The following is a 12,423-nucleotide window of genomic DNA, read 5'->3' as shown; positions in this document are numbered from 1 at the left end:
CGCCGCTCGGCGCCCGTCAAGCTCGGCGGGCGCCGAGCGGCGGGAACGGCCTTACCCGGCCTCGGCCATCAATTTCGCGACATGCGCCTTCAGCTCGAAGGCGTGATGGGCGACGTCGGCCCTCGCGATCTTAAGGTCCTGGCCGAGGATGCGGCGGCCGAGCATGTGCTCGCCGGGCCGGTTCACCGTCTCGATCCCGAGCAGGCTCTCCCCCTTGAAGCAATAGGCGATCAGCTTGCCCTCCTCGCCGATCCGGGCGACTTCGACGTGATCCGCCCCGGCGGTCAGCCCGACGATCTGCAGCTTGAACGGCCCCTGGTCGCTCCAGAACCAGGGCACGCTGCGATAGGGCTCGGCGGTCCCCATGATGCGGGCCGCGACGGTCTTGGCCTGGTCGACGGCGTTCTGCACCGATTCCAGCCGCACCCGCCGCTCGGCGAAGGGGCTGTCGAAGGCTGCGCAGTCACCGATCGCGAAGATCTTCGGATCGCTCGTGGTCATGAAGGCGTCGACGACGATGCCGTTGTCGACGGTCAGCCCCGCCGCGCGGGCCAGCGCGTCGTTCGGCGTCACGCCCGCCGCGATCAGCACGAGATCGGCTGCAATGGTCTCGCCCGCCGCCGTGCGGATCGCCGTTGCCCGGTCGGTTCCCTCGATTGCCTGGAGGGCCGTTCCGAGGCGGATGTCGGTCTCCATCTGGAGGTGCCGGTCGAGGAAGAAGGCCGAGACCTCGCGCGAGACGGTGCGGCCCATCAGCCGGTCCGCCGCCTCCAGGAGCACGACGTCCTTGCCCAGCGCACGGACCGCCGCGGCGACCTCGAGGCCGATGAAGCCGCCGCCGATGATGGCGATCGTCCGCGCCTCGGCCACCCCGGCCCGCAAATGCTCCGCATCCTCGGCGGAACGCAGCTGGTGCACGCCGGCAAGCGTGGCGCCCGGCACGGGAAGCGAGCGGTTGGAGGCGCCGGTGGCGACCACCAGATGGTCGTAAGGGATGGTCTCGCCGGTCGAGAGCGTGACGGCGGAGGCGCCTCGGTCGATCGAGACGACGCGTTCGCCGCCCCGGAACGCGATCCGGTTCTTCTCGTAGAAGCTCTCCGGCCTGAGCAGGAGGGTGTCGAAGTCGGCGTCGGTCTTGATGTAGGTCTTCGACAGCGGCGGGCGCTGATAGGCGAGACGCGCTTCCTCGGAGACGATGGTGACGTCCCCGTCATAGCCGAGCTGCCGGAGACTGGCAGCAACCTGGAACCCGGCCTGGCCGCCGCCGGCGATGACGACGCCGGCCATCAGAAGCGCCCCGCCGGGCGACCGCCGGCTGCATCGCCGCCGGCAATGGACATGGTGCTGAACAAGATCATGATATTTAGTCCCGAAACCCTCTCCCCGGCCGCCCGCCTGACGGACCACGGCGTGTGGCGCCCGCATCGGCGTTCCGGGTCTTCTGCGTTCGCCTCCCCCATCCCCGCTTCGACGGAATCGCCGCTTCGAGGTGGCATGGCCGGATGCTAGCCCCTCGCCGCCCCCGCGCCAAGCAAACCATGGCGGGAATGGCCGCCGTGCCATCGACAGACACTCGGGCGGGAGCCTAGATAGGCGCATGACCAAGGCTGACGACAGGGATGCGCGCGACATGCCGGCCACGGCCGGCGGACAGGCTGCGGACGAAGCCGCACGGCGCTTCGTCCTGCGCGGCGCCGAGCACCGGGCCCCCCGCCCCGAACCCGGCCTCTATCTGGTGGCGACGCCGATCGGCAATCTCTCCGACGTCTCCGTGCGCGCGCTCGAGACGATCGCGGGGGCCGACCGGCTCGCCTGCGAGGATACGCGCGTCACCGGCAAGCTGCTCGCGCGCTTCGCCATCGAGCGGCGGATGAGCGCCTATCACGAACACAATGCGGCGGAGGCCGGCGAGAAGCTCCTCGCCGATCTCGAAGCCGGCCGGTCCGTCGCGCTTGTCTCGGACGCCGGCACGCCGCTCGTCTCCGATCCCGGCTACCGGCTGGTGCAGGACGCCCTCGACCGCGGCATCAGGGTGATCCCGATCCCGGGCGCCTCGGCGGTGATCGCCGCACTGCTCGCTTCCGGTCTTCCCTCGGATGCGTTCTTCTTCGCCGGCTTCCTGCCGCAGAAGGAACAGGCGCGGGCAAGGCGGCTGGAAGAGCTGATCCGCATTCCCGGCACGCTTCTCCTGTTCGAGGCGCCGCACCGGATCGCCGCGAGCCTTGCCGCGATGGCACAGGTTCTCGGCGAGCGCCCCGCCGCGGTCTGCCGCGAGCTCACCAAGCTGCACGAGACGGTCTACCGGGGCACGCTGCCGGAGCTTGCGGCGGAGTTTTCGGCGATGGAGGAGGTGCGCGGCGAAATCGTCGTATGCATCGCGCCGCCAGAGGCCGAGGCAGTCGCCGCGCCCGAAGATGCCGACGCGATCCTCTCCGGGCTGCTCGGCGAGATGAAGCCGGCCAAGGCCGCTCAGGAGGCCGCAAGGCTGACCGGCCTTGCCCGCCGCGACCTCTACCAGCGGGCGCTGGCGCTGAAGGATCGCGGGTGAGGCAGGAGCGAGCGCCCGATCCCAAGCGCCGGCGCAACGAGGCAAAGGGCCATCGCGGCGAGATGTTCGCCGCCATCGCGCTCAGGCTGAAGGGCTACCGGATCGTCGCGCGGCGCTACCGGGCGCCCGGCGGCGAGATCGATCTGATCGCCCGGCGCGGCGGCCTCGTCCTGATCGTCGAGGTGAAGGCGCGCGCGACGCTTCAGGCCGCGATGGATGCCGTCGGCCCATTCGCGGAGCGCCGGATCGAGGCGGCGGCGGATCACTGGCTGCGGCGACAGCCCGATTACGACCTTCTGTCCCTGCGCTTCGACCTCGTCGCCGTCCTGCCGCGCCGCTGGCCGGTCCATGTGGCCGACGCCTGGCGCGCCCGCCGATAGGAGATGCGCGGCGGCCCAACGGAATCGCGCGGTTTCTCGCCGCCCTGCCCCGATTTCGCGGCATTATTGCCGCAGTCGGGGCGGCGCGGGTGCAGCACACCGCCGCGACGGATAGGCAGCGGACGGCGGGCGCACTATAGGTCCCCGCGCGGGAGCAGGAACGACTGAAGACGGGCATCGGCCGGCGGCGTGAAGAAGATTTCCCTGAAAAAGCCTGAGAATCGCGGCCTCGTCGTGAAGCTGATCAAGCGGATCGCGGCCGAGAACGGGCGTCTGTTCGTGCGGCAATATGCGCTGGCGATCACCTGCCTCGTCCTCGTTGCGGCCTCCACCGCCTTCATGGCCTGGATCATGCGCGACGTGATCGACAAGATCTTCGTCCAGCAGAACCGCGCCGCGATCGTCACCCTGCCGCTGATCGTCTTCGTCTCCTTCGCGGTGCGCGGCATCGCGACCTACGGCCAGGGCGTGATCCTGGCGCGCATCGGCAACAACATCGTCGCGCGCTACCAGCGCCGGCTGTTCACCCATATCACCGAGCTGTCGGTCGACTTCTTCGCCGAGAACCGTTCGGCGCATCTTGCCGCACGGATCAACCAGAACGTCTCCGGCATCCGCGATACGCTCAACCTCACCGTCACCTCCATCGCCCGCGACGCGCTGACCCTGATCTTCCTCGTCTTCGTGATGATCTGGCAGGATCCGATCCTGTCGGGGATCGCGCTGCTCGCCGGCCCGCCGATCGCGCTGATGATCGGCAGCCTGGCCCGGCAGCTGCGGGTCGCGACGCGCCAGTCGATCGACATCAATGCCCGCGTCCTCGCCTCCATGCAGGAGACCGCGCAGGGCATCACCGTCGTGAAGGCCTTCACCATGGAGGCGCCGCTACGCGAGCGGATCGAACGGCTGATCGAGACCGCCGAGGAGCGCTCCAACCGCATCGCCGTCATCACCGAGCGCACGACGCCGGTGACCGAGATGGTGGCCGGCCTCGCGATCGCGGGGGTGATCGCCTATTCCGGCTATAGGGCAATCGTCTACGGCTATTCGCCGGGCTCGATGTTCGCCTTCATCACCGCCCTCCTCCTCGCCTACGATCCGGCCCGTCGCCTCGCCAAGCTGCAGGTGCAGCTCGAGCGCGCCCTGGTCAACGCCTCGATGATCTACGAGATCCTCGACATGGAGCCGCGCCAACCCGATGCGCCCGGCGCCGGCGCGCTCGTCGTCGACAAGGGCGAGATCGCCTTCGAGACCGTCGATTTCTCCTACTATCCCGGCGAACCCGTCCTCAATTCCCTCTCCTTCGTCGCGCCCGCTGGCAAGACGACGGCGCTGATCGGCGCGTCCGGCGGCGGCAAGTCGACCATCATCTCGCTGCTCCAGCGGCTCTACGACGTTGAGGGCGGGCGCATCCTTGTCGACGGGCAGGACATCCGCTCCGTCACCAAGCGGTCGCTGCGCTCGCAGATCGCCTATGTGCCGCAGACGCCTTATCTCTTCGAGGGGACGATCCGCGACAACATCCGGCTCGGGCGGCCGGACGCCACCGACGCCGAGATCGAGGAAGCGGCCCGCCAGGCCCAGGCCGACGAGTTCATCGTCGCGGCGCCCCAAGGCTACGACACGCCCGTCGGAGAGAACGGCATGACGCTGTCGGGCGGCCAGCGCCAGCGCCTGTCGATCGCCAGAGCCCTCGTGCGCGACGCGCCGATCCTGCTCCTCGACGAAGCGACATCGGCGCTCGACACCCGCTCCGAGACGCTGGTCCAGGCGGCGCTCGACGCGGCGATGCGCAACCGCACCGTCATCGTCGTCGCCCATCGCCTGTCGACCATCACCGGGGCCGACCAGATCCTCGTCGTCGACGGCGGCGAGATCGCCGAGCGCGGAACCCATCAGGAGCTTGTCCATCGCGCCGACGGGCTCTATGCCCGCTTCTACGGCCTGCAGTCCGGCGACAAGCGGCGAGGCGCCGAAGCCATCGCCGAGACGGTGCGGGGGTGACCGCGAGAGCGCGGCAGACGGAAGCTTGGGAGTGCGTGCGATGAGACTGGTCGTTCTCGGGGCCGCCGGCCGGATGGGCCGGACGCTGGTACAGATCGTCGCGCAGACGCCCGGCGCCGAGCTATCCGCCGCGCTGGAACAGCCGAACTCCCCGGCGCTCGGCCGGGACGCGGGAGCACTCGCGGGTGTCGACGAGCTCGGCGTGACGGTCGCCGCCGATCCGGAAGCGGCGCTTGAGGGCGCCGACGGCATCCTCGACTTCACCGTGCCTTCGGTCTCGACCGGCTATGCCCGGCGCGCTGCGGAGCGCGGCCTCGTCCATGTCATCGGCACGACCGGATTTTCCGCGGACGAGGAGGCCGAGATCGCCGCGGCGGCCGAGCGCGCGGTCATCGTCAAGTCCGGCAATATGAGCCTCGGCGTCAACCTCCTCGCCGGCCTCGTCGAACAGGCGGCGCGGGCGCTCGGGCCGGCAGCCTTCGACCTCGAGGTCCTGGAGATGCACCACAAGCACAAGGTGGACGCCCCGTCCGGCACCGCCCTCCTCCTTGGCGAGGCGGCCGCGAAGGGCCGCGGGATCGACCTTGCCGAGACCAGCGTGCGCTCGCGCGACGGCCACACCGGCGCCCGGCCCGAGGGCACGATCGGCTTTGCCACGCTGCGCGGCGGCTCGGTCGTCGGCGAGCACACGGTGATACTCGCCGGCGAAGGCGAGCGCATCGAACTCACCCACCGCGCGACCGACCGCGCGATCTTCGCCCGAGGCGCCGTCGCCGCCGCTCTGTGGGCGAAGGACCGGCCGGCGGGCCTTTATTCCATGCGCGACGTCCTCGGCCTGAACGGCTGAGCCCGGCGCCGCCGGAGCGCGGTGCGGCCGGATCGGCCGGCTTCGCGCTCCTTGCTTTTGTTGTCGCATGATCCTGCCGGAAGACCGGTCTTCCTCTGTCCGGATCATGCCTTGGAGCCAGGAAGGCAGAGCCCAATGTCCCGAACCCTCATCCTCGTCCGCCACGGCCAGAGCGAGTGGAACCTGAAGAACCTCTTCACCGGCTGGAAGGACCCCGACCTCACGGAGAAGGGCATCGAGGAGGCGAGAGATGCCGGGCGACGCCTGAAGGCGGCGGAGCTCAAGCCCGACATCGCCTTCACCAGCGTCCTGTCGCGGGCGCAGCGCACGCTGACGCTGATGCTGGAGGAACTCGGCCAGGAGGGGCTGGAGACGATCCGCAACGTAGCCCTCAACGAGCGCGACTACGGCGACCTCTCCGGCCTCAACAAGGACGATGCGCGGGAAAAATGGGGCGAGGAGCAGGTCCATATCTGGCGCCGCTCCTACGACACGCCGCCGCCGGGGGGCGAGAGCCTGAAGGACACCGGCGCGCGGGTCTGGCCCTATTACATCCACGACGTCCAACCGAAGGTGCTGGCCGGCGGCACCGTCCTCGTCGCAGCCCACGGCAATTCGCTGCGCGCCATGGTGATGGCCCTCGAAGGGCTTACGGGTGAGGAGATCGTCGGCCGCGAGATCGCCACGGGCGTGCCGATCGTCTACCGGCTGAACGCCGACTCGACCATCGCCGAGAAGACGATCCTCGAAGACTGAAATCCGGTCCTCGACAGCGAACGGCCGGCGGTCGAAGGCCCCGGCCGTGAACCGGGAGGCATGTCCGAATGCCTCTCGGCCTTGCGGCTGCCGCAGCCGCGGGCGGTTCGAAAGACGGCCGCATCCCCCAAATTTCACCACGGACGGAGAGATCCATGAGCGAGAAGATCATCATGCGCACCGGCGAGGCGCTCGTCGCGGGCGGCCCCCCCGGGACGGCCGCCGAGCCGGAAGTCGTCATCGGCGCGCTGGACGGCCCGGTCGGCACGGCGCTGGCGACGCTCACCGGCGACCAGGTGAAGGGCCACAGCCGCGTCTTCGCCCTCCTCAACACCGATATCATGGTCCGTCCGGTGACGCTCTGCGTCTCCAAGGTGACCGTCGATGATCCGAAATACACCAACATCCTGATGGGCACCGTGCAGTTCGCGATCGCCAACGGCGTCCTCGACGCGGTGCGCGAGGGCATCCTGCCGAAGGACCAGGTGAACGAACTCGGCATCATCTGCTCGGTCTGGCTGGCGCCGACAATCGTCGAGGCGAAGGATCTCGACCACAAGATCCTGTTCGACATCCACCGCGAGGGCATGAAGAAGGCGATCAAGAAGGCAATGGCGAACGAGCCCTCGATCGACTGGCTGCTCGAGAACCAGGACCAGATCGTCCACAAATATTACCAGATGGGGCTCGACGGAAAAATCTGAGCCGTCCGGCCGCCGGGGGAACTCTCTCGGCCGGAGACGATTCACTCCGGGCGCGGCGCCGCAATGCCTCGGCGGCGGCGTTCGCCTCTACCAGACTTTCCCGGTGGCAGGACGCGCCCGCAGAAGAACCCCGGACCGGGTATACCCGGTCCGGCGGGATTTCCTTGTCACAGGCGCCGGTTCCTGCCGGCGCCTGCCCGGCCTGCGGCGGAAACACCGTCCGCATGCCGAGCGCGACGCCGGGCGGGTGCATTCCAGATGATGGAGGACCGCAATGGCGGCTTTTGAGCTCAACGACCTCTCCGGCCAGGTCGCGATCGTGACCGGATCCTCGTCCGGCATCGGCGAGGCGACGGCCCGCGAACTCGGCAAGGCCGGAGCCGACGTGGTGGTCAACTACCATGGCGAGGAGCGCAATGCCGACGCCATCGTCTCCGACATCAGGGCGATGGGCCGCCGTGCCATCAAGGTGCAGGCCGACGTCTCCGACGAGGCGGACGTCGTCGCCATGTTCGACCGGGCCGAGGAGGAACTCGGACCAGTCGACATCGTCGTGTCGAATGCCGGCCTCCAGAAGGACGCCCGCCTGGCCGACATGAGCCTCGGCGACTGGAACACGGTGATTTCGGTCAATCTGACCGGCGGCTTCCTCGTCGGCCGCGAGGCGGTACGGCGCTTCCGCAAGAAGGGCCTGCGCGAACATGTCAGCCGGGCGCTCGGCAAGCTGGTCTTCGATTCCTCAGTGCACCAGGTCATCCCCTGGGCCTTCCATGTGAACTACGCGGCGTCCAAGGGCGGCATAAACCTGTTGATGCAGTCGATCGCGCAGGAAGTCGCCTGCGAGAAGATCCGGGTGAACGCGGTCGCGCCGGGAGCCATCGCGACGCCGATCAACGCCGGGGAGCGCGAAGCGCATCTCGACGACATGCTGAAGCTCATTCCGCATGGCCGGGTCGGAGATCCCGAGGATATCGGCCGCACCGTCGCCTGGCTCGTCTCCGACGCCGCCGACTACGTCACCGGCCAGACCTTCTTCGTCGACGGCGGCATGACGCTCTATCCGGGCTTTCGCGGCAATGGCTGAACTGCGGCCTCAGGCGGGCCGCCGGGGCCATGCCTGCCAATCGCGGGCGCTTCTGCTAGAAGGGGAGCGATAGCCGCGATGGGCGGCCGCATGACGAGGGAGACCCGCGATGGCACTCGACGGACGCGTCGCGATCGTAACCGGCGGAGCGAAGGGGATCGGCTATGCGATCGCCCGGCGCTTCCTGCATGACGGCGCCAAGGTCGTCATCGCCGATATCGACGAGAAGGCCGGGACCGCCGCCGCCAGCGAGTTGGCCGAACTCGGCGAGGTGCGGGCGGTGGTCTGCAACGTCGCCGAACGGCTGCATGTCCACAATCTCGTCGCCGCAGCGCTCGACCAGTTCGGCGATATCGACATCCTCGTCAACAATGCCGGCATGGTCCACAAGGGCGACTTCCTGGACTTGGAAGAGGCGGATTTCGACCGCGTGCTCGCGGTCAATCTGAAGGGCGCGTTCCTCTGCGGCCAGGCGGTCGCGCGCCATCTGGTCGACAAGGTGAAGTCCGGGGGCCCGGCCGGCACGATCGTCAACATGTCCTCGGTCAACGCGGTCTTCGCGCTTCCCGACCAGGTCGGCTATTCCGTCTCCAAGGGCGGCATCAACCAATTGACCAAGGTGATGGCCCTGTCGCTCGCCAAATACGGCATCCGCGTCAACGCCATCGGCCCCGGCTCGATCATGACCGACATCCTGAGAGCGGTCGCCGACGACGAGGCGGCGCAGAAGAAGATCCTGTCACGGACCCCGCTGGGGCGGATCGGCCAGCCGCGGGAAATCGCGGCGATCGCCGCCTTCCTCGCCTCGGACGATGCCAGCTACATGACCGGCCAGACGGTCTATGCCGATGGCGGGCGGATGCCGCTGAACTACACGGTCGAGGTCAAGGACGAAGACTAGAGCGCCGTGCGCCCGACCGGGCGCACAAAGACGCACTATCACTTTGAATCTACGTCCTCGCGCCCGCTTCGTCGTACGGCCGGCCGGAAGTGTGGAGGCCAATACTCCCGCCCCCGTGCCGCCAGTCGACACGCAGACGGCAGCCTGCGACGGGCGCTGGAGACACCAGAAAAAGCCGGGCGGATCAGCCCTGCTCGTCTTCGTCCTCGTCCGGCTCGCTGCGGCGCATGGAGGAGAGCTTGGCGAACACCGCCGCTTCGTCGATCTCGTCCTCCTCGCGCGGCTGCGGCCGGCCCCAGTTCTGGGTTTGGGAGGCGGACAGGAGACGCTCCTCCTCGTCGAGCTCCTCGGGCCGCGGCGGCAGGCCCCGCGTCGCCTTGTCGACCTCGAGGTCGAGATCGATCTGCGAGCACAGACCGAGCGTGACCGGATCCATCGGCTGCAGATTGGCCGAGTTCCAGTGGGTGCGCTCGCGGATCTGCTGAATGGTGTTCTTGGTCGTGCCGACCAGCCGCGAGATCTGCGCGTCCTTCAGCTCGGGATGATTGCGCACCAGCCAGAGGATGGCGTTCGGCCGGTCCTGTCGCTTGGAGACGGGGGTGTAGCGCGGACCCTTGCGCTTGGACTCGGGCACCCGGACCTTCGGCGCGGCGATCTTCAGCCGATGCTTGGTGTCGCGCTCGCCGCGCTCGATCTCGTCGCGCGTCAGCTGGCCGGTCATCACCGGGTCGAGGCCCTTGATCCCCTGCGCCGACTCGCCGTCGGCGATCGCCTTCACTTCGAGCGGATGCAGCGTGCAGAAATCGGCAATCTGTTCAAAAGAGAGCGAAGTGTTGTCGACCAGCCAGACTGCCGTCGCCTTCGGCATCAAAAGTTGCTGAGCCATGGATAAAATCCTCCTGTGCGCCTGCCCCGGGGAGACAGGCCGTGGATCGTCGCCACATGTCCGGAAATTCGTGATTCGATATAAAGAATGGCGACCAGTGGCGCAAGGAAGCGGCAACGATTTCCGCCCCGGCGCCCGAGAACCGGCATCTTCTAGACAAGAAGCACGAGCACCGAGAGGCCGTAGAGAACGAAGACGGCCACGCTCTCGAAGCCGATGTTGAACGGGCCCTTGCGATCGCGCTTCATCATGCCGAGTACGACGAGCGAGACCATCAGCATGGCGAACAGCGCCGTCGCCTGGTCGTCCGGTTTCATCTCGCTGTAGATCGACTGCGGATAAACGAAATCGGCAAGGCTGAGGAACAGGACCTCGAACGCGTTGCCGCCGATGATGTCGCCGACGGCAAGGCCGACCGCGCCAATCCTGACCGCCGCGATCGCCGTGACGAGTTCGGGCAGGGAGTTGGCGATGGCGGTGAAGGTCGTGCCGAACAGCGTCGAGGACAGCCCCGCTTCCGAGACGATGGCGATGCTGGTCTCGCCGACGACAAAGCCCGCGATCGCGGTAATTGCCGCCCACAGGAGAAACAGCGACCACAGCCGGCGGTTGCTGCGCTCGTCGTCGCTTTCCTCAGGATCGGAAGTCTCCTCGCGCGTCTCGTCCGTCACCGTCGCGCGCCACATATCCGCCTGGTGCACCGAGCGCAGGAGGAACAGGCCGAACCCGTAGCCGACCGGCAGGACAAAGGAGGCCGGGTGGATCCCGAAGATCGCGAGGTTCGGGATCGTCGAGGCGATGAGGGCGATGCACAGGAGCGCCAGGAGCAGGACGCCCTGCGCGACGGCGACGGGCGTTGCGGCCGCGTGTTCGAGATTGGCTCGGCGGTAGAACACGTCGGCGATCGCGATGAACAATGTCTGGGCAGTCAGTCCGCCGAGCGCATTGCCGATCGCGAGCGAGGGAAAGCCCTGCCAGGCGGTCGCCACCGAGGTGATCGCGCCCGGCAGCGAGGTCGAGGCGCCGACGAAGAGCGCTCCGGCCACGACTTCGCCGAGCCCGGTGCGATCGGCGAGTTCGTCGGCGATATAGGAGAGCCGCACGCCCGCGAAGGCGATCGCCGCCGCGGCCGCGGCGAAAAGCGCGATGTTCGCGTAGAGGCCGAACCCTTCGAAGTCGATCATCGGCTCCGCCCCCCGGCGCCATGCGGACGATGATGCAGGCAGCGACACCCGCGGCATGCGGAAGACATCGCGCCCGGCAAACGCCGGCCGATAGACGCCGCTGCGGGACGCCGGGACCTCAGTTCGAGCTCCCGCGCGTGGTCAGGATCACCTTGCCGATATGGTCGGCGTCCATGTGGCGGTGTGCCTCGGCGGCCTCGGCGAGCGGATAGGTCTTCTCGATCAGCGGCTTCACCGCGCCGCTCTCGAACAGGGGCACGACGTGCGTTGCCAGTTCGGCTGCAATTCCCGCCTTGAATGCGACGGGGCGGTTGCGCAGCGTCGAGCCGGTCAGGGTCAGCCGCTTGCGCATCACGAGGTTGAGGTCGATCTCGACCTTCGGGCCCTTCAGAAAGGCGATCTGGACGATGCGCCCGTCTTCCGCGGAGACCTTGAGATTGCGGTTGGTATAGTCGCCGCCGACCATGTCGAGGACAAGGTCGATGCCGCGTCCGCCGGTCGCCTCACGAAGCGTCTCGACGAAATCCGCCTCGCGGTAGTTGATGCAGGCGTCGGCGCCGAGCTTCTCGGCTGCCCGGCACTTCTCTGCGCTGCCGGCGGTGGCGAAGACCCGCGCGCCGAACTCCGTGGCGAGCTGGATCGCGGTCGTGCCGATCCCCGACGTGCCGCCATGGACGAGGAAGGTTTCGCCCGACCGGAGGCCGCCGCGCTGGAAGACGTTGTGCCAGACGGTGAAGAAGGTCTCCGGCACGCCGGCCGCTTCCTCCATGGAGAGGCTCGCCGGCACCGGCAGCGCGTTGGTCTCGTTCACGCAGGCATATTCGGCATAACCGCCGCCCGGCAGGAGCGCCATCACCCGGTCGCCGATGGAAAAGCGGCTCGCGCCATCGCCGGCCGCGGCGACCGTCCCCGCGATCTCGAGGCCCGGCCAGTCCGGCGCCCCTGCGGGCGGCGGATAGGCGCCCTGGCGCTGCAGGACATCGGGACGGTTGATGCCGGCGGCTGCGACGGCGACGAGGATCTCGCCCGGACCCGGCTTCGGCACCGGACGGCGGCCAGGCTCCAGAACCTCCGGGCCTCCCGGCTCGCGGATCAGGATCGCGTCCATTTCGTCGGGGATCGCCATTCT

At 68.4% G+C, this 12,423-nt stretch carries 12 protein-coding genes; 8 read left to right on the top strand and 4 right to left on the bottom strand.

The features are described from left to right. Positions 1-51: 51 nt before the first annotated feature. Positions 52-1,287 (bottom strand): NAD(P)/FAD-dependent oxidoreductase, encoded by a 1,236-nt coding sequence (locus LH400_RS25455; RefSeq protein ID WP_229156263.1) that lies wholly within the window; start codon positions 1,285-1,287, stop codon positions 52-54. A 343-nt stretch (positions 1,288-1,630) separates the two neighbouring features. Here LH400_RS25455 and rsmI point away from each other — a divergent pair, with 343 nt between their 5' ends. From rsmI to LH400_RS25415, 8 genes are all read left to right on the top strand, one after another. Beyond that, entirely contained in the window at positions 1,631-2,548 is a 918-nt protein-coding gene (rsmI, locus tag LH400_RS25450; RefSeq protein WP_229156344.1) for a 16S rRNA (cytidine(1402)-2'-O)-methyltransferase, read from the top strand. Further along, positions 2,545-2,928, top strand: coding sequence for a YraN family protein (locus LH400_RS25445; RefSeq protein WP_370638489.1), 384 nt, complete (start codon positions 2,545-2,547; stop codon positions 2,926-2,928). The genes rsmI and LH400_RS25445 overlap by 4 nt, the downstream gene beginning before the upstream one ends. A gap of 189 nt (positions 2,929-3,117) precedes the next feature. Beyond that, a complete protein-coding gene (locus tag LH400_RS25440) occupies positions 3,118-4,932 on the top strand; it encodes an ABC transporter ATP-binding protein (protein WP_229156262.1) in 1,815 nt (604 codons plus the stop codon). A 40-nt stretch (positions 4,933-4,972) separates the two neighbouring features. Then, positions 4,973-5,779 carry a 4-hydroxy-tetrahydrodipicolinate reductase gene (gene dapB / locus LH400_RS25435; protein ID WP_229156261.1) on the top strand — a complete coding sequence of 269 codons (807 nt, stop codon included), beginning with the start codon at positions 4,973-4,975 and terminating at the stop codon, positions 5,777-5,779. Positions 5,780-5,914: 135 nt separating this feature from the next. Then, positions 5,915-6,535, top strand: a complete 621-nt coding sequence (locus LH400_RS25430; protein WP_229156260.1) for a 2,3-bisphosphoglycerate-dependent phosphoglycerate mutase — start codon at positions 5,915-5,917, stop codon at positions 6,533-6,535. A gap of 155 nt (positions 6,536-6,690) precedes the next feature. Further along, on the top strand, positions 6,691-7,239 hold the full coding sequence (gene fae / locus LH400_RS25425; RefSeq protein WP_229156259.1) for a formaldehyde-activating enzyme: 549 nt from the start codon (positions 6,691-6,693) through the stop codon (positions 7,237-7,239). Between the two features lie 274 nt (positions 7,240-7,513). Further along, entirely contained in the window at positions 7,514-8,323 is an 810-nt protein-coding gene (locus LH400_RS25420; RefSeq protein WP_229156258.1) for an SDR family oxidoreductase, read from the top strand. Between the two features lie 109 nt (positions 8,324-8,432). Continuing rightward, a complete protein-coding gene (locus LH400_RS25415) occupies positions 8,433-9,224 on the top strand; it encodes an SDR family NAD(P)-dependent oxidoreductase (RefSeq protein WP_229156257.1) in 792 nt (263 codons plus the stop codon). Positions 9,225-9,408: 184 nt separating this feature from the next. Here the strand turns inward: LH400_RS25415 and LH400_RS25410 are convergent, their stop codons facing one another. From LH400_RS25410 to LH400_RS25400, 3 genes are all read right to left on the bottom strand, one after another. After that, on the bottom strand, positions 9,409-10,110 hold the full coding sequence (locus LH400_RS25410; protein WP_229156256.1) for a DUF1013 domain-containing protein: 702 nt from the start codon (positions 10,108-10,110) through the stop codon (positions 9,409-9,411). 152 nt (positions 10,111-10,262) lie between these two features. Continuing rightward, entirely contained in the window at positions 10,263-11,294 is a 1,032-nt protein-coding gene (locus LH400_RS25405) for a sodium:calcium antiporter (protein WP_229156255.1), read from the bottom strand. A 118-nt stretch (positions 11,295-11,412) separates the two neighbouring features. Then, positions 11,413-12,420: an NAD(P)H-quinone oxidoreductase gene (locus LH400_RS25400; RefSeq protein ID WP_229156254.1), complete on the bottom strand. Its 1,008-nt coding sequence runs from the start codon at positions 12,418-12,420 to the stop codon at positions 11,413-11,415. Positions 12,421-12,423 lie beyond the last annotated feature (3 nt).

Source organism: Jiella soli (genome assembly GCF_020615385.1).
Classification (GTDB): domain Bacteria; phylum Pseudomonadota; class Alphaproteobacteria; order Rhizobiales; family Rhizobiaceae; genus VKMB-3413.
Note: the sequence above shows the minus strand (reverse complement) of the source record. Positions and strands in the feature narration are given on the sequence as shown.

Excerpts from the sequence above, each read along its gene's own strand:
- dapB (WP_229156261.1), top strand. The coding sequence starts at position 4,973 with ATGAGACTGGTCGTTCTCGGGGCCGCCGGCCGGATGGGCCGGACGCTG.
- LH400_RS25410 (WP_229156256.1), bottom strand. The coding sequence starts at position 10,110 with ATGGCTCAGCAACTTTTGATGCCGAAGGCGACGGCAGTCTGGCTGGTC.
- LH400_RS25455 (WP_229156263.1), bottom strand. The coding sequence starts at position 1,287 with ATGGCCGGCGTCGTCATCGCCGGCGGCGGCCAGGCCGGGTTCCAGGTT.
- LH400_RS25420 (WP_229156258.1), top strand. The coding sequence starts at position 7,514 with ATGGCGGCTTTTGAGCTCAACGACCTCTCCGGCCAGGTCGCGATCGTG.
- fae (WP_229156259.1), top strand. The coding sequence starts at position 6,691 with ATGAGCGAGAAGATCATCATGCGCACCGGCGAGGCGCTCGTCGCGGGC.
- LH400_RS25405 (WP_229156255.1), bottom strand. The coding sequence starts at position 11,294 with ATGATCGACTTCGAAGGGTTCGGCCTCTACGCGAACATCGCGCTTTTC.
- LH400_RS25430 (WP_229156260.1), top strand. The coding sequence starts at position 5,915 with ATGTCCCGAACCCTCATCCTCGTCCGCCACGGCCAGAGCGAGTGGAAC.
- rsmI (WP_229156344.1), top strand. The coding sequence starts at position 1,631 with ATGCCGGCCACGGCCGGCGGACAGGCTGCGGACGAAGCCGCACGGCGC.
- LH400_RS25400 (WP_229156254.1), bottom strand. The coding sequence starts at position 12,420 with ATGGCGATCCCCGACGAAATGGACGCGATCCTGATCCGCGAGCCGGGA.
- LH400_RS25415 (WP_229156257.1), top strand. The coding sequence starts at position 8,433 with ATGGCACTCGACGGACGCGTCGCGATCGTAACCGGCGGAGCGAAGGGG.